We start from the raw sequence: 20,814 nt of genomic DNA, 5'->3' as shown, positions 1-20,814 counted from the left end.
TGGTTGTGGCGGCATTGCTTTTCGTGCCTCTTGCTGTTTTTGCAGAAGAGGAAGGCGGCGAGGCGCATTACCCGTTAAAAGTTCCCGAAAAACAGAGCTGGAGTTTTTCTGGTCCCTTTGGCACTTATGATCTTCAGCAATTGCAACGCGGTCTCAAGGTTTATAAAGAAGTTTGCTCGACCTGCCATTCCTTGAAATATGTTTCTTTTCGCGACCTCAAGGCACTTGGCTATAGCGAGGAACAAATAAAAGCTTTTGCCAAAACCTATGACATTCAGGACGGGCCGAACAGCGAAGGGGAAATGTTTGTTCGCAAAGGTTTGCCGACCGATTATTTTCCTTCACCATTTCCAAATGTCGAGGCAGCAAAATTTGCCAATAATGGTGCCAATCCGGCCGACCTTTCACTAATGGCAAAAGCCCGTGCGGTGTCTTTGCCGTTTCCTGCCTTTATTGCCGATATTTTTACCAACTATAATGAAGCAGGGCCTGATTATATTACGGCACTTCTCACCGGTTATAGCGAACCGCCGGAAGGGGCGGAATTGGCGGAAAATAATTGGTACAACCCTTATTTCAATTCGGGAAATGCACTTGCCATGCCACCCCCTTTAAGTGATGGCATGGTGACGTATAATGATGGTACAGAAGAAACAACTGAAAATTACGCCCGTGACGTATCGGCCTTCTTGATGTGGACTGCCGACCCGCATATGGAAACACGCAAGAAGACCGGTTTTCGTGTCATCTTGTTCTTGATAGTCTTTGCAGGCCTGACCTATGCCGTGAAAAGACGCATATGGAATGAATTGGATTGAAAATTGATGACAAATGATACACTTGAAGAAACACTGAAAAAAGCCATCCGCACAATTTCGGACTATCCGAAACCTGGAGTAAAGTTTCGCGATATTACCACTTTGATGGGCAATGCCGGTGCATTCCGGCGCACTATTGATGCGCTGGTTTACCCCTATATAGGACTTAAAGTCGATAAGATCGCCGGTGTGGAAGCACGCGGTTTCATTCTGGGCGGGGCTGTTGCCCACCAACTTTCGGCAGGCTTCGTGCCGATCAGAAAAAAAGGCAAATTGCCTTATGATACGGTGCGCATTGCCTATAGCCTTGAATATGGCATTGATGAAATGGAAATGCATCGCGATGCGGTGAAACCGGGTGAACGTGTGGTTCTGGTGGATGATCTTATCGCTACCGGCGGAACGGCTATTGCAGCCGCAGAATTGTTGCGCCAGATTGACGCCGAAATCGTTGCAGCCTGTTTTGTTATCAACCTGCCCGATCATGGCGGAGCCGAAAAGCTTCGCCAATTGGGCGTGGAAGTGCATACACTGGTCTCTTACGAAGGCGATTGAGTTTTTCTGGGAGGCTTTAAAAAAGTTTCTATTCCGTTATGGCAAGCGGGTGAGCTGGATAAGCAGTCTTATTTAGCGGGAAGTCTTGGTTAATGGGCAGTCTTATTTGGCAACCGGTCTCGTTTGACATGCAGCCTTGTGTGGCAAATGACCTTGTTTTGCAAGCTGGCTAACGGGAAGTCTTGGTTAATGGGCAGTCTTATTTGGCAACCGGTCTCGTTTGACATGCAGCCTTGTGTAGCAAATGACCTTGTTTTGCAAGCTGGCTAGCCGGAAGTCTCAGTTAATGGGCAGTCTTATTTGGCAACAGGTTGTACCTGGCAACCGGTTCTATTGGCCAAGTGGTCTTCATTGGCACGTGTTCATGCGTGCCAAGCCGTCTTCTTTAGTGATGAGGCTCGCATTAAACCGGCTCATTCGGCAGGCGGGTTTCTAATTTTGCACAGTCCGGAAAGGGGCGGGAAAAGTGTTTCAGCCGCACTTGTCCCTGTTTCGTTCCTGTCTCTTTTTCGTGCCTGTCTCTGTTTCGTGACTGTCCCAGTTTTATGGTTGTTTTTGTTTTGCGCGTGTTTCTATTCTGCGCTTGGCTCTGTTTTCTTGTGAACCTGTTTTATTGAAGATGATTGGGCATCTTTCGGGAAAATGCCACATAAAAAGACAGGTCGAAAACGACAAGTTGAAAACGGGAGTTTGAAAACGGCAGGTTAAAAACGACACGTTAAAAACGGGAGGTTGAAAACGAGAAGTTTAAAAAGCAATCAAGGTTGCAGTTCGGCACTTGCAAATATCTTGTGTGGGTTAAAATATCCTGTGTAGGCTAAAAATATCTTTTGTGGGCTAAAAATATCTTGTGTGGTGAGACAAGTGGCTATTCAACTCTGCCGATTTTCGCAAAATCCGGCTTGGCGTTAAAAGCCGTTCAAGATTGGTATATTTTTCTTCAAGCAACAATCAGTCATGCAAAAAAGAGAATGGTCAGATAAAACTTAAATCGAGTAAATGAAGTTCATATTAGATATATATAATAAAATCAAACGCAATAATATAACAATAATATCCATTTTCAGTTTTAAAAAATAAATAATTATTAAAAAATATAAATAAAATGGAACATTCTTATCTTTTATACGTTTTATTTAAGTAACTAACATTATTATGAGGCGTATTAAATGAAAAGACTGGCACTTATCACTGTTTTGGCAGCAACAATCGCTGGGAGCGCTTTTGCGCAATCACCGAAGATCACTATCGAAGCGCCGAAAGAACCGGCTTCGGAAGTCAAGTTGCCGAATGGTGATGTCGTTGTGCGTTATGTCACACCGACCGAAACAGATTTTATTGCTTCAAGCTTGATTGATACAAAAGTATTGAACAAGCAGGATCAAGCAATCGGCCAGATCAAGGACATTATCATTCGCCAGAATAATGTAGCGGGCATTGTTGTGGGTGTAGGTGGTTTTCTTGGTGTGGGTGAACGCTATGTTGTGGTTGATCCTTCAACAATCTACATGCGTCATGAAAATGGTGCGTGGAAGGTTGTGGTCAATGTAACCAAGGAAGGGCTGATGGCCGCTCCCGAATTCAAATATGAAGAGCATAAAAAGCTCTGATTAAAAATAGCAGTTTGATAGGCGAGAACGCTATCTCTATCGAAAGGCTATTTCTCTATCGAAAGGCTATTTTTCTATCGAAAGCTTATCGGTTTTCTATAGAGTTCTTTGAATAAAAGCCGTCCGGAATTTTTTCCGGACGGCTTTTATTTTATGGTTTACGAGACGGGCACGAAAAATATTAAAACCGGATTGGTCACAAAATAACGGCCGGAAATTGAGTAAAACCGGCGCTATTTGTTGATAACAAATCAGGAATTATGTTTGAAAAGCATGATGTCGCCATCTTCGACAACATAATCCTTGCCCTCGTCACGCGCTTTACCGGCTTCCTTTGCTGCCACTTCGCCACCCAGTTCGACATAATCCTTATAGGAGATGGTTTGGGCGCGAATAAAACCGCGTTCAAAATCGGAATGGATAACACCGGCTGCTTGCGGGGCTTTGGTTCCCCGTTTAATGGTCCAGGCACGGGTTTCTTTGGGGCCGCAGGTAAAATAGGTAATAAGATCAAGCAGGTGATAGCCCGCGCGAATTAAACGATCGAGCCCTGGTTCATGAAGCCCCAGTTCTTCGAGATATTCTTTGGCTTCCGCTTCCGGCAATTGCGCCACTTCCGCCTCGATTTCGGCAGAAATAATCACGCTTTCAGCGCCTTGTTCGGCAGCCATTTTCTCGACAGCTTTGGAAAAATCATTGCCTGTTGCCGCATCACTTTCGGCAACATTGCAAACATAAAGCACGGGCTTCGAGGTCAACAGATTGAACGAAACCAGAATTTGCCGGTCATCTTCCGAAATATCTTTGGTCAAAAGCCGAACCGGTTTGCCATTTTGTAAAAGCTTCAAAGCTTCTTCCATCATCGGAAGTACGGTCAAAGCTTCCTTGTCTTTGCCTGTCGCACGCTTTCTCATCTGTACAATACGCCGTTCGAGGCTTTCAAGATCGGACAGCATCAATTCTGTTTCAACGGTTGCAGCGTCTGACACCGGATCAATTCGCCCTTCAACATGGGTAATATCCTCGTCGATGAAACAGCGCAGCACATGGACAATGGCATCAACTTCGCGAATATTGGCCAAAAACTGGTTGCCTAACCCTTCGCCTTTCGATGCGCCACGCACAAGCCCTGCAATATCGACAAAGCTGATGCGTGTGGGGATGATTTCCTTGGAACCGGCAATAGAAGCAATCTTTTTCAACCGCGGATCCGGCACAGCAACTTCGCCAGTATTCGGCTCGATTGTGCAAAAAGGATAATTCGCAGCCTGTGCTGCTGCTGTTTTTGTCAAAGCATTAAACAGTGTGGATTTTCCCACATTCGGCAATCCGACGATACCACATTTAAATCCCATTGAAATTCTCGCAATCCTGATCCGATAAGCGTGTAAACATGGTTGGTTCTATAGCACGTTTTTAAACAGATACCAGTTAAAGAGCCGGTCATGATGCGAAAAAGATACAGTCCACACGATTTTGATGACCACTCTCGTTTTTGCCGGAATCTTGTCTATTTTAACGTTTGGCTAAGCTTTCAGGCTTAAAACAATCCGATATTTTGTATGGAGTTATCATGAGGCACCTGTCTCGGCGTACATTCATCATTGCCGCACCCCTGGCGCTCGCCGCCTGCGTAAGCAATCAACCACAAGTCGAACAATCCTGGCCGGTTCCGGCCGATATAAAAGCGCTCTACGGTCCGGTGACAAACGAACCTTATCCGCTTCCGGCTGTCGATATGAGCAAGATCAATCCGAAATACTGGCGTCAGGAAGTCGCATTCAACGGCCCTTATTCGCCCGGAACCTTGGTTGTCGACACGCAGGCACGTTTTCTCTATCTGGTTCAGGAAAATGGGCGTGCGCTACGCTACGGGGTTGGTGTCGGCAAAGCCGGTCTGGCGCTTGAAGGGGAAGCCGTCGTTCAATATAAACGCATGTGGCCGATGTGGCATCCGACACGCGATATGATGGATCGCGAGCCTGACCGTTACGGACATTTGGGCGATGGTATGCCCGCAGGCCCCGACAATCCATTGGGTGCGCGCGCGCTTTATCTTTTCAAAAACGGTCAGGACACATTGTTCAGAATTCATGGCTCCCATGAAGAATGGTCAATCGGCAAGGCTGTTTCAAGCGGCTGTATCCGCTTGCTCAATCAGGATATTATCGACCTTTACGGGCGCGTTCCCGAAGGAACCCACGTCATTGTTCTCCAACACAACGAACAAGGGCTTTCGTAAGATAAACCCTGTCATTGCTGACAAAAACACCATAGCTGAAGAAATTTTCCCGCAAGACATTTGAATGTTTTGCGGGTGTTCTTTTCTGGAAAAAACGCAAACAACCGGAATTTTGCCATTCCGGATTTTGTGTTTTTTGAATGAATTTTTTTGTTTTTTAAAATTGCATCCGGTAACAAATGTCATTCACCCCTGATTGTTTTTCCCGCTTTTTCTCCTGTTAAAGCAGTTGGAAAAAAGCGGTTTGGTCAGGTCGGCAATTGATCGCTTTGTCGGCTTTGAAAAATTCGAGTGCCGGTAGATATGCGACCCTGCTGTTTTTCAAAAGGGGGCAAGCGGGGGCGAAAATCACAATTGGATTGTTTGACGCAGAAACTGTTGAAAGCGGGAACAGCTTGAAGCAGGAACGGCTTGATGTAGGAATCGCTTGAGGTATGGCTTGAAGCAGTAATTGTTTAAGGCCGGAATTGCTTAAAACAGGAATAGCTTTAAATAGAAACTGCTTGAAGCAGGAACCATTTGAAGCAGAAATTGTTTAAGGCAGAAATTGTTTAAGGCAGGAATTGCTTAAAACAGGAATAGCTTGAAACCGGAATTGTTTGAAGCAGGAACAGCTTTAAATAGAAAATGCTTGAGGCAGGAACGGCTTGAGGCAGGTATCGCTCGAAGCAGAATTGCCCAAGGTAGCAATTGCTTGAGGCAGGAACTGTATGACCCTCTTATATAACACTTAAAACGAGCGGCTATTTGTGCCCGCCAATTGCCAAAGCGGAATCATCTAGTCGTTGTTTTTGAACAGTTTTTTCAACATCTCTGCCATCGGGCCGGTCGTGGGGAGTTCTTTTGCCTGCTGCGGGCGCGCCTGTCTGATATGGCTTTGTTTTTTGGGCTTTTTGTCGGCTTCGGGAGTGTGATCTGTTTCGCCTTCATGCGCCAAAGAAATCCGGTTCATAAACAGACTGTCTTTGCCATTGACGAGAAAGCCGACATTATCGGCCAATGCGTCAAGAAGGGGATCAAGCCATTCATGATCGGCTTTGGAAAAATTGCCGAGCACATGGGAAGTGACTTGCTCTTTTGATTGCGGATGACCAATGCCGATACGGATACGGCGGTAATTATTGCCGCAATGGGCATCAATGGATTTGATTCCGTTATGGCCGCCGCTGGAGCCGCCGGTTTTGACACGCAATTTGCCCGGCACAAGGTCGAGTTCATCGTGAATGACAATGATATTTTCCGGTTGCAGCTTATAAAAGCGCATCGCTTCGCCAACAGCCTGACCGGAAAGATTCATATAAGTTTGAGGTTTAAGAAGAAGGACTTTTTCACCTTCAATCGTGCCATTGGAAATAAGCGCGTTGAATTTCTTGTTCCAGGGGGAAAACTTGTATTTTCGATTGATTTCGTCAACCGCCATAAAACCGATATTGTGCCGGTTATCCTGATATTCAGAACCGGGATTGCCGAGACCGGCAATAAGCAACATGGCTAAACCTCGCTTGGAAAGAAAAGGCGGGAAAATTTCCCCGCCTTTTGAGTCACATTATTCGGATTTTTCTTCACCTGTAGCAGCAGGTGCTTCATCGGTTGCTGCTGTGGCTTCGTCAGTTGCCGGTGTTTCATCTTCAACAGGCAATGCAACTGGGGCTGCAATGGTTGCGATTGTGAAATCGCGGTCCTTGATGAGCGGCGAGGAGCCTTCAGGCAATTTGATGTCGGAAATGTGGACGGAATCACCAACTTCCAAACCGGTAAGATCAACAGTAAGAGCTTCCGGAATGTGATGGGCGGGAACTTCAAGTTCGACTTCGTGGCGAACAATGTTCAAAACGCCGCCGGTCTTGATGCCGGGAGCTTCTTCCTCATTGAGGAAGTGGACAGGAACATTGACGTGAACAACCGATTTTTCCGTAACGCGCAAGAAATCGACATGCATCGGGAAGTCACGAACCGGATCAAGCTGGTAATCGGTTGGCAAAACCTCAATTTTTTCGTTACCAACTTCGATTGAAGCAATGGTTGTAAAGAATGCACCACCGTGAATCTTGTAAAAAATGTCCTTATAGGAAAGGGCAATGGAAAGTGCAGGCTTTTTATCGCCGTAAATAACTGCTGGAACAAGACCGTTGCGGCGAAGGTGACGAGAGGACCCCTTACCAACCCGTTCGCGTGCTTCGGCCTTGAGTGTGTAAACTTTGCTCATGGCTTAAGTCCTTTTCAAAAAACTGGAGATTCATGGGCGGAGCTTTCAACGGTTCCGGACATGAATATGGAAAAAGGCAAAGATTTTCCCCTTATCCATCCCACGTTGCCTCCAAGGGTGTCGACGTGGATTGGGGTGCTATAATCGAAAGATCGGGAGCTTGCAAGAGTTGTGGGAAAAAATGACGTTTTTTTCACCTTTCGGCAAGGAAATGCTAAAAGGAACCATGAAAAAAGAATCAACGATATTTTTGTTTCAATATTCTACGAGCCTTGCGACGGTTCGGCAATTGATGGATTGGCAATGACTGTCGACATCAATCTGGGAACTATTTTTGAACGTGGTGCCTTGACCGGCTCGAAAGTGGCGAGCCTTGATCTTGAAGAATTATTGGCAACACGTTTGCTGGTGCAAGGCAATTCCGGTTCGGGAAAATCGCATTTATTACGCAGGCTGCTTGAGCAAAGCGCCCATTGGGTGCAACAATGTGTGATTGATCCGGAGGGGGATTTTGTTACTCTTGCCGACAAATTCGGCCATGTGGTTGTTGAAGCGCAGCGCACCGAACTGGAATTGACACGCATTGCCGCTCGCGTACGCCAGCATCGCGTTTCTGCTATTTTGAACCTTGAAGGGCTTGATACCGAACAGCAAATGCGCGCTGCCGCCGCCTTTCTTGGCGGGCTTTTCGACGCTGAACGCGATTATTGGTATCCGCTTCTGGTGGTGGTCGACGAGGCACAATTATTTGCCCCCGCCGCAGCCGGTGATGTTTCCGACGAAGCGCGCAAGCTTTCACTCGGTGCCATGACCAATCTCATGTGTCGGGGTAGAAAACGCGGACTTGCCGGTGTTATTGCCACACAACGTCTTGCGAAACTTGCAAAAAATGTTGCAGCCGAAGCTTCCAACTTTTTAATGGGGCGGACATTTCTTGATATTGATATGGCGCGTGCTGCCGATCTTTTAGGAATGGAGCGCCGGCAGGCGGAAATGTTCCGCGATCTTGAACGCGGTCATTTTGTAGCACTTGGTCCGGCTTTGTCCCGCCGCCCGCTTCCTGTGGTGATTGGCCCCGTTGAAACATCTGCCCGTTCGACAAGTCCCAAACTTCTTCCCTTGCCGGAAGCGCCAGTCGACGCGGAAGATCTGATCTTCACACCATCGCCGGAAGAAATGATTATGCCGATAAGGCGCGCCTCACCCCCGCCACCGCCGAAACCGACCAATGAAATATTGGAAGAGCTGGTACGCCAGAAACAGGAAGAGCCACAAGAAGACCAAAGCCTCTTTCCCGAAATCGACGAACAGGAACGCGAGGCCGAACTCGACGCTGTGATGCGCGAAATTGTTGATGACAAGGATGCTTCTTTCCGTTCGGTTGCGGTACTTTATCAGGATTTTCTGGTGCGTTGCCGCATTCATCGGATTGCCGGTGAACCGCTTGATCTTGCCCGTTTCCGGCGCAAACTTGCTGTGGCGCAAGCCGCAATTGACGAGGAAACAGCGGCAAGCGAAACATGGCAAAAAGCATTGGCACTTTCCGAAACACTGACAGATGATATTCAAGGTGTGTTTTTGAATGTCGCTGAAGCGGCAGTAAGCGGTAAACCATGCCCTTCCGATGCAACGCTTGCCCGTCTCTATGGTACGCATTCTATGAGTCGCGCGCGCCATCTCTTGACCTATTTTGAAGAACGCGGACTTCTGGTGGTAAGAACCGATTTCGGGGGAAAACGCATTGCCGCTTTTCCCGATCTCGGACTGGAAACATTGCCCGGTGACCCCGATGCACCCGATGACTTTCAAAATAAAAGCGATGCAGCCGAATAAAACGCTAATGCCCGATAAAGTGCAAAAGATCAGCTTTTTCATGGAAAGCGTGAGTTTTATAAAAAGCTTATGATCGATAAAATATCCGGTTCAACAAAAGTTCCGGTGCGAGAAAAGCTGCTGTTTCATCATAATAAAAGGCCGCAGAAACAAAATCTCTGCGGCCTTTATTCGTTAACAAATGAAACTTTTAATCAAACAGGCTTGAAACCGATTGTTCGGCTGCTGTGCGCGAAATAGCCTCGCCGATGAGGTCGGAAATAGGCAAAACGCGAATATTGGGAGCCTGTTCAACAGCCGGTGTCGGCATGATGGAATTGGTAATCACAAGCTCTTTCAGCTTGGAACCGGTGATGCGGGCAATTGCGCCGCCCGAAAGAACCCCGTGGGTAATATAGGCGGTTACACTCTTCGCACCTTTTTTCAAAAGGGCTTCGGCAGCATTGCAAAGTGTACCACCGGAATCGACAATATCGTCAAGCAAAAGACAATCTTTGCCCGAAACATCGCCAATCACATTCATAACTTCCGATTCGCCCGGACGTTCGCGGCGTTTGTCAACGATAGCAAGCAGGCAATCAAGACGTTTTGCAAGAGAGCGTGCACGCACAACACCACCCACATCAGGTGAAACAACCATGACATTTTTGAGCGGATAGTTGTTTTTGACATCGCGGGCAATGACCGGAACAGCATAAAGATTGTCGGTCGGAATATCGAAAAAGCCTTGAATCTGGCCTGCATGAAGGTCGAGTGTCAAAACGCGGTTTGCGCCAGCTTCAGTCAATAGATTGGCAACAAGCTTCGCGGAAATCGGCGTTCTGGGGCCGGGTTTGCGGTCTTGTCTTGCATAACCGAAATAAGGAATAACAGCAGTAATGCGGCGTGCAGAAGCGCGACGAACCGCATCAATCATAATGAGCAGTTCCATCAAATGGTCATTTGCGGGATAGGATGTGGACTGGATAAGAAAAACATCCTCACCGCGAACATTTTCATGGAGTTCAACAAAAATTTCCTGATCGGCAAAGCGTCTGACCGTTGCTTTACCCATGGGAATGTTGAGATATTTTGTTACGTCTTCGGCAAGGCGTGGGTTGGAATTGCCGCAGAAAAGTTTCATGGCTTGGCCCCTGGCTCTAAAGAAAACAGAATTTCTGGCTGCGGTTTTAACTTTTTGTTATCAGATTGCAAGAGTTCATATTGTCACTCCTGCCATTTTCTAATTGACTGTTTTGTTTTTGCACCGTTTAAAAAAAGAATTCACAGCCAAATGCTATCCGGTTTCGCAATGACCGGATTTAAACGGCAAAAGCTGACAGACATTTCCTGCCTTGCCAATTCCCGCTTTTGTAACTTTACTTTTTTCGGGGGCTTGGCAGGCGTAACTTCTTTTTGGGGGAGGGGCTTAGCGGTGACCGGCTTTTCCTTGTCACCGGATTTTTATGATAAATTTACCGCTAGAGAATTTGCCTTTATCATCTTTAATTCTTTAGCTTCGTATTGATGGTCTTGGCTTTTCGTTGGCAAGTTACCATTGGTAAAGTTTTCTGCTTTTCGTTTTTGTGCCCCGCAAAAGTTTCACCTTGAAAACCTTGCGAAACCCGAAACCAAACCTGCCTTTTACTTGTCAAACAACTATATTGCGAGTGTAATGACCGAAATTTGCCGACCGTAATCGGGTTCATTGCGATGGGTTTTGCGCCGATAGGAGAAAAACCTTTTTTCGTCGCCATAAGTACACAAATTTACGCAATCTCCATGAACACCGGCATCATCAAGCCGATTCTGGATGAAATCCCAGAGGTTGAAGAAAAAATGCCCGAAGCGTCCGGATTTGGTAAAGAACTTTTCATATGATTTGTTTTCTTCGACGAATGTTTCATAAAATTCTTTGCCAACTTCATAATGTTTGGGGCCGATACACGGTCCTAATGTTGCTACAATATTGTTCCGTTTTGCACCCAATGTTTCCATTGCCGCGACCGTATTTTCGATAACACCGGCCAAAGCGCCCCGCCAGCCTGCATGGGCAGCTCCAATGACACGGGCTTTCGCATCGGCAAAAAGCACAGGCCCGCAATCGGCTGTCAAAATCCCCAAAGCAAGTCCGGCTTTATTGGTGACCAATGCATCCGAACGCGGACGTTCACCTATGATCGGTTCATTGACAATCAGCGCATGGGGCGAATGGATTTGATAGAGATTGATAAGATTGTCCGGCTTAACCCCCATATAAGCGGCAACAATATCGCGATTTTTATCAATATTTTCTTTGTCATCATCGGAGCCGCGACCAAGGTTCAAGCTTTCGTAAATCCCGCGGGAAACACCGCCCTGACGTGTGAAAAAAGCGTGGCGAATGCCGTTTTTTTCCAAATTTTCAAGGGAAGGCGAAAAAACAGGGGATGGCAATTGTGACATATGAACGACCATTAGATTTAACAGCTTATCGTGGCGTTTTCAAAACGGGTTGTCAATCGCGGTAATTCTGCTCTGCAGTAAACAACGGGTGAATGCCGGTTTCTTCATCGCTCAAAGCGAGCACTTTGAACAGCGTTCCCATTTCTTCGGGTGCCGCCAGTCTTTCCACGTCGAGGCGGATTTTTTCTTGAACATCGTGGCTTTTATCCGCCCCCAGCCGGCCGGCGCGTTCAATCAATCCGAGACCTGTCAAAAACGCACCTTGGGTGATGACGCCCGATAAAATTCCGTGACGTTTGGCAATCACTTCAAGTGAAGAGAAATCGACATGGCTTGTCAGATCATCTTTTCCCGGATTTGCGAAAATATCTTTGAATTCATGGCGCGATACCGCCTGCAATGTATCGCCATAGGGAAGGCCGGTGCTCCCGTAGTCAATAAAAAGTGCCGAGCCATGATGGCGGGAGAGATGTTTTAAAACTTTTTCGACAAATTCGAGCCGTAAGGGAGAAAGCTCCAAAACGGAACCTTCCGGCAAATCACGATATTTTTTCGGCAAGCCTGTTTGATCGAGCACATTATTACCAACGGTAAAACCAAGCTCATCGTTATCATCTGTCGTTATAAGCCGTTCATGCCAATCGCCGTCAATTTTGATAAACTGGTCGATCGGTAAGGCATCAAGAAATTCGTTTGCAACCAGAATGAGCGGGGCGTCGGGAAGTTTGTCGAAATCCTTGAGCCAGCGGACTTTATCACGATAAGAAGAAAGAGCCTGTTTTTGGAGTGCTGCAAGCTTGTCGGAGGTTTCGACCATCAAAACATTGGCAGCTTGAAAACAATCGGCCGAGAGTTTTTTGATTGTGCGTAACAAATCCTGCATCAGTGTTCCGCGCCCCGGCCCCAATTCACAAAGGGTAAAAGAGGCGGGTTTTTTCAATTTATAGAAAGTTTCAATCACCCAGATGCCGATAAGCTCGCCGAACATCTGGCTTATTTCGGGCGCGGTGATGAAATCGCCCTTTTTGCCAAAAGGCATTTCATTTTTGTAATAGCCGTTTTGTTCGTCGCTCAAGGCCAATGTCATGAATGTGCTTACCCGCAAAGGGCCTTGTAGCGCGATCAATTCGCAAATTTTGGTTTTAAGATCATTCATCGGTTTTTAACGAACGCAGTTTGACATCGTTGTTTGGTGCATGTCTGAAAGCGCGATAAATGGCATAAACACCGAAAAGCACCATGGGAAGCGACAAGGCCATGCCGTAAGTGAAGCCGGTACCGGAAAAAACGCGACTAAACCATTCAGGATCCTCGCCGGGGACGCGGAATATTTCCGAAATCATGCGGGCAACACCATAGCCGAAAATGAAAGTACCCGAAACAATGCCGGGCTTGCGCAAGGCTTTGAAGGCAAAAACAAGAATAGCAAGTATAATAAAAAGGATAAGCCCTTCCATTAACGCTTCATAGATCTGGCTCGGATGGCGGGGGAGATAGTCGGGATCGCGCGGAAAACAGACGGCCCATTGAATATTTGTGACATTGCCCCATAATTCCTGATTGATGAAATTGCAAAGACGCACCACGCCGAGGCCGACAGGCACTCCGGCAGCGATGGTGTCAAACATTGTCCAGATGCCGATTTTGTGTTTGAGCGCAAACCATATCATCGCGATAATGGTTCCGATAAGCCCGCCATGAAAAGCCATACCACCATCCCAGACGGCGATGATTTCCGCAGGATGGCTGAAATAATATTGCGGGTCCCAGAATAAAACCTGCCCAAGACGCCCGCCAACAACAACACCGATAGCAGCCCAGACCACAAAATCACCCAATAATTGGGGTGTCATGGGCGGCGTTTCGTTATACCAAAGTGTTTTGTTTTTAAGCAGCAATCCACCATACCACCAGGCAAACAGAATGCCGATAACATAGCCGAGACCATACCAATGAAGCGCAATCGGCCCGATTTGAACAATGATAGGGTTCAAAAAATCGGGAAAAGCAATGGCAGGGCAGGGCGGTAGATCATTCATAACATGAGGCCGGATAAATTGATGAAGTCGGAAATTGTTTGACTGAAGATGACCGAGGAATGTTTACGGGTCAAGCTTTTATCAATTCTATCGAATGCTATCAATTCTTTAAAAATTTTAAATTTTTTCATGTTTGCCCAAGCATACCGCAAGCAACGGGTTTTGGAATTTTCTGTTTTTTCAAAACGATATGATGTGAAAGAGAAACATTTTTCATGAGTAAAAAACAGCGCGAATTTTCAAGTTTTTGATGCAGTTTCGTAAAGATGACAAAACCGCTATCCTCATTTTAAAAAAATGTTCTATATGTTAGCCTGAATTGGTTTTTACCGGGTATCTAAACAGTTTTAAGAAGGATAGGCCAAATGAGTAATGGACCCAACCGCGTGCTTGACGAGCTAGCAAAGTTGATGACCGATGCAGCCGGTGCTGCACAAGGCGTGCGCAATGAAGCTGAAACAGCTTTTCGCGCACAGGCAGAACGTGTCCTCAATAAATTCGATGTTGTCCATCGTGACGAATTCGAGGTTGTCAAGGAAATGGCAGCCAAAGCACGTCAGGAAGTCGAGGAGCTGAAAAAACGTTTGGATAATCTGGAAAACAAATCGGGTTCAAAGGCAAAAACAGCGTCATCTTCATCCGACAAGGACGAAAAGAAAAAATAATCCCCAGTTTTTCTTGGCTGTGAATAAGTCGGAAAAATGCTTAATCCAGAATCTGTTAGGGCGGGTCGAACATTTGTTCCCGCCCTGTTTTTTTATCCGTAAACAGCTTTTTGAATCAAGGGGACTAGCACTCTCGATTCAGATCAATACACTGAAAACAAAAGATGATTCGCAAAAGAGCCGAAATAGAACGAATGGCGGATTTTGCGTTTTATGCACTTGTTGTGAGTTTTATGCGTTTATAGTTTTTGCGGGCAACTGGAACCACGTGGCGACGCGTGGGTGGTGTTTTTCGCTGGAATTTTCTCGCGAAAATGCGATTTGGAATTGAGGAATGAAATGAGGCTTGCCGTAGGCAACTTGGAACGGGATCTCCACCCTGTCGATTTGATCGAACAGGTGGCCAATGGTCATGACTGGTCGTTCGAGAGAACGGCGGAGGATGAAATTACAATTTGTGTGGAGGGGCATTGGGCAACTTACCATATTGCTTTCTCGTGGATGGAAAATCAGGAAGCACTGCATCTTGCCTGTGCATTCGATATGTCGGTTTCACAAACCAGACGAAAAGAACTTCTCAAATTGATCCTTGCAATAAATGAAAAATTGCTGATGGGGCATTTCGATTTTTGGGAAGATGCTTCATCTGTTATTTTCAGGCAGGCATTGTTGCTGTCGGGCGGTTTGCATCCCTCCAATGCCCAGGTGGAAAACCTGCTTATCAACGCTTTGGATGTTTGTGAAACCCATTATAGCGCTTTCCAGATGGTGGCCTGGTCATCACTTTCGGCTGATAATGCGTTGCAATTCGCTTTGTTTGAAACGAAGGGAAATGCCTGAAAAATAAATAATATGTTTCAGGCAATCAAAGAGGTTGTCAGATGACAGAAATCAGTTTCGACGATTTTTTGAAAGTCGATATAAGGGTGGGAAAAATAGTTGAAGCGAAAGCTTTCCCTCAAGCGAGAAAACCTGCCTATAAGTTGAAAATCGACTTCGGCAAAGAGATCGGTGTCAAACTTTCGTCAGCACAAATCACCGTGCACTATAAGCTTGATGAACTTGTCGGGCGTGAAGTCCTGTGCGTTGTCAATTTTCCGCCACGCCAGATCGGCCCGTTCATGTCGGAAGTGCTCACTCTCGGCTTGCCGGATGAAAATGGCGATGTCGTGCTTTTACAGCCCTCGAAAGAAGTTCCGGTCGGCGGTCGTATATTCTAAGCCAAAAAAAGCAAGGCATTGTAGCTTCAAAACGCCGACATTTGGAAGTGCAAGCATTTTAAGCCTGTGCGATTTAAAGCCATGGCGGTTTGAAAGTATCAACTTTTAAGGCGTTGGCTTTGAGAGCGGGCATTTGAAAGCAAAGGCTTTAAGGTGTCAGGGCTTGAAGATGTCGGCTTTGAATGGGCGGCGTTTGAAAGCAAGGGGCTTTTAAGGTCTGAAAATATCGGCTTTGAATGGGCAGCATTTGCGTGTTGAACAAAGCGATTTATTTTAGAGCCATATTCCCTCAACTCTGCGCAACTTTTGCGCCGTAAGTCCGCTATCAATTCGATAAAGCTGAATGGGTTGTTGCCAAGGCTCTGTAACTCTTGGCCAAGGGTAAAGCCGGTTTTCGAGCTATGATCGCCAATTTTAAATTCAATCTTTAAATTTAAACTGCAATCTTTAAATATCATCGCTGCGTATTTTCACGCATGACCAATTTTTCGCATGTCCAAATGCTGCGAACGACATTTTCATCGCGACAGAAATGTAAAAGCCTGCACAATCACCTGTTAGCAGCTTTTCGCCCCCGAACAAGCTTGCCGGATAATTGTCAGATCATTATCAGATCAGATAATTGGCAAAATTCTATTTTTTGGGTTTTTTCCCGATGCTCTCCGGCAAGTCCTTGCGTTTGGTTGACGCAAATTCTTTAAGCTCGTCTTCTGTCATGGATTGTTCCATTTTTTTGGATGCGCCCTGTAGCGAACTGACCGGTCTTTTACCGCGTTTGGCTGCAAGGGCGGCTCCGGCGGCTTCCTGCTGTACTTTTGAACGTGCTGGCATGATATTTCCCTTTCTGAAAAACGGCATAAGGCCAGACCAAATCCCTGAAAGCCCGCGCTTTGGCGGTTCTCCGGAATATGGTCAAAACCAATGCCCGTTCATTTCATATCGGGCGTTAGAGAGGAATTTCAACAATGACCCGCAAGCCACCCGTCGGGCTATCATCGAGAATGATATTGCCGCCATGGCTGCGCGCAATATCCTGCGCAATTGAAAGGCCAAGACCGGTACCGCTCGCATCCTGATTGCGCGCCTCGTCGAGACGGAAGAAAGGTTTGAACACTTCCTCGCGCATATTGGCGGGGATACCCGGCCCGTCATCGTCGATAATAATGACAAGGTCATCGTCACCATGGACAATGGCAACATCGACGTTTTTGGCATAACGGAAACTGTTCGAGACAAGATTGCTGACAAGCCGTGAAAAAGCTTTCGGTTTCAATTGCACCAGAGGCGAACCTTCGATTTGATAGACAAAGCCGCGTTCACGCAGTTTCGCGTCTTTTTGAAGGGTTTTCATCAACTCTTCCAGATCAAGTTCACCGACATTTTCTGTTCCTTCACCACGGGCAAAGGCAAGATACCCTTCCAACATGTTCTGCATGTCGGCGACATCCTGTTCAAGCGGGGTGGTATCGAAACTTCCTTTTGCCAATGCCAGTTGCAATTTGAAGCGCGTTAAAATGGTTCGCAAATCATGGCTGACACCCGAAAGCATCATTGTGCGTTGTTCTATCTGGCGTTCAATGCGCTTGCGCATTCGCAAAAATGCAGTGCCTGCACGGCGCACCTCTTCTGCACCTCTCGGCTCGAAGCCTTCCGGCAACGGCAAGCCGCGCCCGAAACTGTCGGCGGCAGCGGCAAGCTGCTGGATCGGTTTGATCTGGTTTCTTAAAAAGAAAATAGCAATAATCAACAAAACAAGTGCCGTGCCAACCATCCAGCTCAAGAAAATGCCGGTGTTTGAAGCATAGGCTTGCGAGCGCATGGCAAAAACGCGCAAGACATGGTTATCAAGTCGGATGCGGATTTCCACAAGATCTGAATCACCGACGGTATCAATCCAGAACGGGCGATTGATCTGGCGGGTGATTTCTTCACTTAGAAAATAATCGAGAATGGCAAAAAACGGTTTGGGGCCGGGTGGGGGCAGCGGCTCAGGCGGGAGAATGGAAATATTCAGCCCCATGCGTTGTTGGGCAATGCGTGTGATATTGTTGTAATTATCATCTTGCGGGTAGGTTTCGATAATGTCGATAATCGCAGAAATATCGCGCACCACAGCAGTCGACAGGCGTTCGGTCACCATTTGCCAATGCCGTTCCATGAAAACATAGGCAATCACCGACTGCAACAGAACCATCGGCGCAATGATGATAATGAGAGAACGCGCATAAAGGCGCTTTGGCATTTTTTTTGCCAGCCAACGCCCCAAACTGTCGATAGGCCCGGCCATCAGTTGATCCTATTCGATCGAGAGCTTGTAGCCGATGCCGCGCACCGTCTGCAGGTAAACCGGATTGGCCGGATCATTTTCTATCTTGCGGCGCAAGCGGTTGATCTGCACATCAATCGTGCGCTCGCCCACTTCCCCTTCACCTGTTGCAAGTTTATGGCGCGGAATTGTCGTTCCTGCATGTTCGGCAAAAATAACCATAATTTCCTGCTCGCGATCGGTCAGTTTTATAATTTCGCCCGATTTCTTCAGTTCTTTTTTGGCAATCGAAAATGTATAGGGGCCGAATACCAATTGTTCTATCTTCGGTTGGCCGCCGGTACTGCCGCGACGCAAAATCGCGTTCACCCGCAACAAAAGCTCGCGCGGGTCAAAAGGCTTGGGCAAATAATCATCGGCTCCCGCCTCAAGGCCGTCAATGCGACTGTCGGTTTCCGACAAGGCTGTCAGCATCAATATCGGAACGGTTTTTGTCTCGCGCAGCGAACGGGTGAGCGAAATGCCGTTTTCCCCCGGCATCATCACATCGACAATCAGCAGGTCGAAATCAAGTCCGGCCAATTTACGCCGTGCTTCATCGGCACTGGCTGCAACCGAAACACGAAAACCGTTCTGGGCAAGATATTGCGACAACAGGCTACGTATGCGTGTGTCGTCGTCTATCACCAGAAGATGGGGAGCATCATCAGAAAGCTTTGTGTTTTTTTCTGTCATTTTTCATATCCGGATTGAGCCGAGTTTATCGGAAGAATTTATCCCTGTCGAGATAGCTACCCTCTCATTGCTCCATATTTTAGGCAATACCATGACAAACGCGCCTGCCATTCATAACAGAACTTTACACTCGTTTTATCGTTAATGACGTGGATAAAATCATAACATGAATAAAATCATGAGCGGTTAAAATAATAGAGTTTGCCAATTTTACGATCAATGTCGGGTTTTTGGGCGATGTTTATCGGCGTGGGCAACCGAAGGGCTACGCCGGTTTTGGCTTTAAAAGGGCTGTTTTTTCAAAAAAAGTTTTTGCAGGCCGTTTTACAAATTTCGACTTTTCCGGCTTGCCACTTTTTATCAAGCAAGGCAAACCCCGTGACATCGGCAGAAATAGATGTAAACAATAATAAAGACATCTGGCAAACTAAAGATCATTCCGGCAAAATTTGCCAATCTTGATATTGACCAATCTTGATATTGATATGTCACATGTTGATAAAGTTCTGAATTCTTGCAATCGAATATCGAAGGATCTGTTATGGGAAAGCTGAAAGCAATAATCATACCGGTGACGGTTTTCCAACAAAATTGTACGCTCCTTTATGACGATGAAACAAAGCGGGGCGTGCTGGTTGATCCCGGTGGTGATTGGTCGCGTGTGGCACAAGCGATAGAACAGGCCGGTATCAAGGTTGAAGCAATCTGGATAACACATGCACATGTCGATCATGCGGGTGGCGCCATGGAAGCCAAAGAGGCGCTCAATGTTCCCGTTATCGGATCCAATATTGCCGATAAGCCGCTTATGGACAATCTCGTGACGACAGCGAAAGAATATGGCATGACGGGGGTGCGCAATTGCGTGCCCGACCGCTGGCTTGAAGAGGGCGATATTGTCGATTGTGGAGGGCATAGTTTCAAGGTGTTCCATACCCCTGGCCATGCTCCCGGCCATGTTATCTATTTCAATGATGAAACCCGTTTGGCACTTGTTGGCGATGTGCTTTTTCACAATTCGATCGGACGAACCGATTTTCCCTTTTGTTCCTATGACGATCTTATGTCTTCTTTGAAAGAAAAAGTTTTGCCTTTAGGTGATGATGTTGTGTTTATCAGTGGTCACGGCGGTATAAGCACCATTGGCGAAGAAAAACTCCACAACCAGTTTTTGCAAGATTTATGAACCGGAAGTGGCAAAGCTTTATCGCTTTGCCACTTCCGCCATTGTTTTTTCGACCTTTCTTTGCGTTCCTTTGATAGCGCCCCCGTGCCGCATCGCTTTTTTTGGGCTTGAGATAAAAATAGCCTATCCGGACGGCAATGACTTTGCGAGCTTCCAAGGCTGAAAAGGCCGCAAAGAGCGGCCTATGTGCGGTTGATAAAGGCCGACTATTGCGGCCAAAGCCTCTCGTAATCCGGCTTTTCCAACTATGACAGGATGGGGAGAAAGTGATAGTGATGGAAGGCGTACAGGCAAGGGAGCCGGACGGGTGGAAAACGCACAGCGCGGAAAAACGCACAGGGTAGGAGCTTTATAAGGGGAATTTCATAGGGCGCACGGGAAAAAGCCGGTATGGCTCGGCAAAATAAAAATGAGGTTGCAAAAAATAACAAATTCTTTTTGCGAGCTTTCAAAACGCTATCCAGTCATGAAGATTGAAGGTTGAAACATCCGGTCAATCCAAAACAGATGGTCAATATAGCGGTGTGAATCCGGCCTTTAAACGAATTTCCGGCAGGCCAAGCGAGGAAAAAACATCCATCGCAAAAAATCAGCGACATAAGGTGGGGTAGACTTTTTTAATGCTGATATAAGGGGTTAATGCCGCTTCTCATAAATTCGCTTGGCGTTACAAAAATGGTTAAGGCTATCGACGGCGATCAAGTTCCCGTCCGCGGATTGAATGACCGGTATTCGGGAGGCGCAATCAATGCGTGAACCGGCACTTCATGGCTGGTAGACCGGCTTATAAGCCGTTGGTGCAGGCGGATAACAGCGGCGGGCAGCCCCCATATTATCAGGAAGCTTTCCGTTATCGGAGAAGATAAAGATGAAGAAATGCCTTGCCGATTGTTCCGGCGCTTTCAAGCGATCAACCGAACGACAAATGCCTATTCTGTTAAAAATTGCAATTTCGTTTGTTTGTTTTTTGAATGGGGAATTGATGCTGCTTATCTAGCATTGTTTCGTTGAAAGT

At 46.7% G+C, this 20,814-nt stretch carries 21 protein-coding genes; 11 read left to right on the top strand and 10 right to left on the bottom strand.

The window, feature by feature from the left end; genetic code table 11:
* The first annotated feature begins 14 nt into the window (after nt 1-14).
* The 3 genes from BBC0122_RS08555 to BBC0122_RS08545 all read left to right on the top strand — a co-directional run bounded on the left by BBC0122_RS08555 (nt 15) and on the right by BBC0122_RS08545 (nt 2,983).
* Nucleotides 15-818 carry a cytochrome c1 gene (locus tag BBC0122_RS08555; protein ID WP_225868190.1) on the top strand — a complete coding sequence of 268 codons (804 nt, stop codon included), beginning with the start codon at nt 15-17 and terminating at the stop codon, nt 816-818.
* 6 nt (nt 819-824) lie between these two features.
* Complete coding sequence (locus tag BBC0122_RS08550) at nt 825-1,373, top strand: adenine phosphoribosyltransferase (RefSeq protein WP_077993014.1); 549 nt, start codon at nt 825-827, stop codon at nt 1,371-1,373.
* A 1,169-nt stretch (nt 1,374-2,542) separates the two neighbouring features.
* A complete protein-coding gene (locus tag BBC0122_RS08545) occupies nt 2,543-2,983 on the top strand; it encodes a PRC-barrel domain-containing protein (protein ID WP_077993013.1) in 441 nt (146 codons plus the stop codon).
* A gap of 251 nt (nt 2,984-3,234) precedes the next feature.
* On the opposite strand, the gene ychF is transcribed toward BBC0122_RS08545, so the two are convergent.
* Nucleotides 3,235-4,338 carry a redox-regulated ATPase YchF gene (gene ychF, locus BBC0122_RS08540; protein WP_077993006.1) on the bottom strand — a complete coding sequence of 368 codons (1,104 nt, stop codon included), beginning with the start codon at nt 4,336-4,338 and terminating at the stop codon, nt 3,235-3,237.
* 218 nt (nt 4,339-4,556) lie between these two features.
* Here ychF and BBC0122_RS08535 point away from each other — a divergent pair, with 218 nt between their 5' ends.
* Both BBC0122_RS08535 and BBC0122_RS13100 read left to right on the top strand, forming a co-directional pair.
* On the top strand, nt 4,557-5,225 hold the full coding sequence (locus BBC0122_RS08535) for a L,D-transpeptidase (protein WP_077993002.1): 669 nt from the start codon (nt 4,557-4,559) through the stop codon (nt 5,223-5,225).
* Nucleotides 5,226-5,485: 260 nt separating this feature from the next.
* Nucleotides 5,486-5,656 carry a hypothetical protein gene (locus BBC0122_RS13100; protein ID WP_210188139.1) on the top strand — a complete coding sequence of 57 codons (171 nt, stop codon included), beginning with the start codon at nt 5,486-5,488 and terminating at the stop codon, nt 5,654-5,656.
* Nucleotides 5,657-6,003: 347 nt separating this feature from the next.
* Here BBC0122_RS13100 and pth read toward each other — a convergent pair whose 3' ends face one another.
* Together pth and BBC0122_RS08525 are read right to left on the bottom strand one after the other, a co-directional pair.
* Nucleotides 6,004-6,714, bottom strand: a complete 711-nt coding sequence (gene pth / locus BBC0122_RS08530) for an aminoacyl-tRNA hydrolase (RefSeq protein ID WP_077993000.1) — start codon at nt 6,712-6,714, stop codon at nt 6,004-6,006.
* A 57-nt stretch (nt 6,715-6,771) separates the two neighbouring features.
* Entirely contained in the window at nt 6,772-7,431 is a 660-nt protein-coding gene (locus BBC0122_RS08525) for a 50S ribosomal protein L25/general stress protein Ctc (protein ID WP_077992999.1), read from the bottom strand.
* A 303-nt stretch (nt 7,432-7,734) separates the two neighbouring features.
* On the opposite strand from BBC0122_RS08525, the gene BBC0122_RS08520 reads away from it, so the two are divergent.
* On the top strand, nt 7,735-9,264 hold the full coding sequence (locus BBC0122_RS08520) for a helicase HerA domain-containing protein (RefSeq protein ID WP_077994622.1): 1,530 nt from the start codon (nt 7,735-7,737) through the stop codon (nt 9,262-9,264).
* A 190-nt stretch (nt 9,265-9,454) separates the two neighbouring features.
* Here the strand turns inward: BBC0122_RS08520 and BBC0122_RS08515 are convergent, their stop codons facing one another.
* Entirely contained in the window at nt 9,455-10,387 is a 933-nt protein-coding gene (locus BBC0122_RS08515) for a ribose-phosphate pyrophosphokinase (RefSeq protein ID WP_077992998.1), read from the bottom strand.
* A gap of 168 nt (nt 10,388-10,555) precedes the next feature.
* Between BBC0122_RS08515 and BBC0122_RS12830 the strand changes: the two genes are divergently transcribed.
* Nucleotides 10,556-10,771: a hypothetical protein gene (locus BBC0122_RS12830; protein ID WP_149866665.1), complete on the top strand. Its 216-nt coding sequence runs from the start codon at nt 10,556-10,558 to the stop codon at nt 10,769-10,771.
* 131 nt (nt 10,772-10,902) lie between these two features.
* Here BBC0122_RS12830 and pgeF read toward each other — a convergent pair whose 3' ends face one another.
* Genes pgeF through lgt form a run of 3 tightly spaced genes read right to left on the bottom strand, consistent with a single transcriptional unit; the run spans nt 10,903 to nt 13,727 of the window.
* Nucleotides 10,903-11,688: a peptidoglycan editing factor PgeF gene (gene pgeF / locus BBC0122_RS08510; RefSeq protein WP_077994607.1), complete on the bottom strand. Its 786-nt coding sequence runs from the start codon at nt 11,686-11,688 to the stop codon at nt 10,903-10,905.
* 52 nt (nt 11,689-11,740) lie between these two features.
* The gene (locus BBC0122_RS08505; RefSeq protein WP_077992997.1) at nt 11,741-12,844 is read right to left on the bottom strand and encodes a class I SAM-dependent methyltransferase; all 1,104 of its coding nucleotides are present in this window, start codon (nt 12,842-12,844) and stop codon (nt 11,741-11,743) included.
* Nucleotides 12,837-13,727 carry a prolipoprotein diacylglyceryl transferase gene (lgt, locus tag BBC0122_RS08500; RefSeq protein WP_077992996.1) on the bottom strand — a complete coding sequence of 297 codons (891 nt, stop codon included), beginning with the start codon at nt 13,725-13,727 and terminating at the stop codon, nt 12,837-12,839. Before lgt ends, BBC0122_RS08505 begins: the two co-directional genes overlap by 8 nt.
* 365 nt (nt 13,728-14,092) lie before the next feature.
* Between lgt and BBC0122_RS08495 the strand changes: the two genes are divergently transcribed.
* The 3 genes from BBC0122_RS08495 (at nt 14,093) to BBC0122_RS08485 (ending at nt 15,612) form a co-directional block, all read left to right on the top strand.
* Nucleotides 14,093-14,392, top strand: a complete 300-nt coding sequence (locus tag BBC0122_RS08495) for an accessory factor UbiK family protein (protein WP_077992995.1) — start codon at nt 14,093-14,095, stop codon at nt 14,390-14,392.
* Between the two features lie 339 nt (nt 14,393-14,731).
* Nucleotides 14,732-15,232 (top strand): type III secretion system chaperone family protein, encoded by a 501-nt coding sequence (locus tag BBC0122_RS08490; protein ID WP_077992987.1) that lies wholly within the window; start codon nt 14,732-14,734, stop codon nt 15,230-15,232.
* A 41-nt stretch (nt 15,233-15,273) separates the two neighbouring features.
* Nucleotides 15,274-15,612, top strand: a complete 339-nt coding sequence (locus BBC0122_RS08485) for a tRNA-binding protein (RefSeq protein ID WP_077992979.1) — start codon at nt 15,274-15,276, stop codon at nt 15,610-15,612.
* Nucleotides 15,613-16,245: 633 nt separating this feature from the next.
* Here the strand turns inward: BBC0122_RS08485 and BBC0122_RS08480 are convergent.
* From BBC0122_RS08480 to BBC0122_RS08470, 3 genes are all read right to left on the bottom strand, one after another.
* Complete coding sequence (locus BBC0122_RS08480) at nt 16,246-16,443, bottom strand: DUF3008 family protein (protein WP_077994605.1); 198 nt, start codon at nt 16,441-16,443, stop codon at nt 16,246-16,248.
* Between the two features lie 115 nt (nt 16,444-16,558).
* On the bottom strand, nt 16,559-17,899 hold the full coding sequence (locus BBC0122_RS08475; protein WP_077992977.1) for an ATP-binding protein: 1,341 nt from the start codon (nt 17,897-17,899) through the stop codon (nt 16,559-16,561).
* Between the two features lie 9 nt (nt 17,900-17,908).
* Complete coding sequence (locus BBC0122_RS08470; RefSeq protein WP_077992975.1) at nt 17,909-18,613, bottom strand: response regulator; 705 nt, start codon at nt 18,611-18,613, stop codon at nt 17,909-17,911.
* Nucleotides 18,614-19,154: 541 nt separating this feature from the next.
* Here BBC0122_RS08470 and BBC0122_RS08460 point away from each other — a divergent pair.
* Nucleotides 19,155-19,799 (top strand): MBL fold metallo-hydrolase, encoded by a 645-nt coding sequence (locus BBC0122_RS08460; RefSeq protein ID WP_077992971.1) that lies wholly within the window; start codon nt 19,155-19,157, stop codon nt 19,797-19,799.
* Nucleotides 19,800-20,814 lie beyond the last annotated feature (1,015 nt).

This window comes from Ditibartonella choladocola (assembly GCF_002007565.1).
Taxonomy (GTDB): domain Bacteria; phylum Pseudomonadota; class Alphaproteobacteria; order Rhizobiales; family Rhizobiaceae; genus Bartonella; species Bartonella choladocola.
This window is presented reverse-complemented; position numbering and strand designations above follow the sequence as displayed.

Excerpts from the sequence above, each read along its gene's own strand:
- BBC0122_RS08550 (WP_077993014.1), top strand. The coding sequence starts at position 825 with ATGACAAATGATACACTTGAAGAAACACTGAAAAAAGCCATCCGCACA.
- BBC0122_RS08545 (WP_077993013.1), top strand. The coding sequence starts at position 2,543 with ATGAAAAGACTGGCACTTATCACTGTTTTGGCAGCAACAATCGCTGGG.
- ychF (WP_077993006.1), bottom strand. The coding sequence starts at position 4,338 with ATGGGATTTAAATGTGGTATCGTCGGATTGCCGAATGTGGGAAAATCC.
- BBC0122_RS08535 (WP_077993002.1), top strand. The coding sequence starts at position 4,557 with ATGAGGCACCTGTCTCGGCGTACATTCATCATTGCCGCACCCCTGGCG.
- pth (WP_077993000.1), bottom strand. The coding sequence starts at position 6,714 with ATGTTGCTTATTGCCGGTCTCGGCAATCCCGGTTCTGAATATCAGGAT.
- BBC0122_RS08525 (WP_077992999.1), bottom strand. The coding sequence starts at position 7,431 with ATGAGCAAAGTTTACACACTCAAGGCCGAAGCACGCGAACGGGTTGGT.
- BBC0122_RS08520 (WP_077994622.1), top strand. The coding sequence starts at position 7,735 with ATGACTGTCGACATCAATCTGGGAACTATTTTTGAACGTGGTGCCTTG.
- BBC0122_RS08515 (WP_077992998.1), bottom strand. The coding sequence starts at position 10,387 with ATGAAACTTTTCTGCGGCAATTCCAACCCACGCCTTGCCGAAGACGTA.
- BBC0122_RS12830 (WP_149866665.1), top strand. The coding sequence starts at position 10,556 with ATGACCGGATTTAAACGGCAAAAGCTGACAGACATTTCCTGCCTTGCC.
- pgeF (WP_077994607.1), bottom strand. The coding sequence starts at position 11,688 with ATGTCACAATTGCCATCCCCTGTTTTTTCGCCTTCCCTTGAAAATTTG.
- BBC0122_RS08505 (WP_077992997.1), bottom strand. The coding sequence starts at position 12,844 with ATGAATGATCTTAAAACCAAAATTTGCGAATTGATCGCGCTACAAGGC.
- lgt (WP_077992996.1), bottom strand. The coding sequence starts at position 13,727 with ATGAATGATCTACCGCCCTGCCCTGCCATTGCTTTTCCCGATTTTTTG.
- BBC0122_RS08495 (WP_077992995.1), top strand. The coding sequence starts at position 14,093 with ATGAGTAATGGACCCAACCGCGTGCTTGACGAGCTAGCAAAGTTGATG.
- BBC0122_RS08490 (WP_077992987.1), top strand. The coding sequence starts at position 14,732 with ATGAGGCTTGCCGTAGGCAACTTGGAACGGGATCTCCACCCTGTCGAT.
- BBC0122_RS08485 (WP_077992979.1), top strand. The coding sequence starts at position 15,274 with ATGACAGAAATCAGTTTCGACGATTTTTTGAAAGTCGATATAAGGGTG.
- BBC0122_RS08480 (WP_077994605.1), bottom strand. The coding sequence starts at position 16,443 with ATGCCAGCACGTTCAAAAGTACAGCAGGAAGCCGCCGGAGCCGCCCTT.
- BBC0122_RS08475 (WP_077992977.1), bottom strand. The coding sequence starts at position 17,899 with ATGGCCGGGCCTATCGACAGTTTGGGGCGTTGGCTGGCAAAAAAAATG.
- BBC0122_RS08470 (WP_077992975.1), bottom strand. The coding sequence starts at position 18,613 with ATGACAGAAAAAAACACAAAGCTTTCTGATGATGCTCCCCATCTTCTG.
- BBC0122_RS08460 (WP_077992971.1), top strand. The coding sequence starts at position 19,155 with ATGGGAAAGCTGAAAGCAATAATCATACCGGTGACGGTTTTCCAACAA.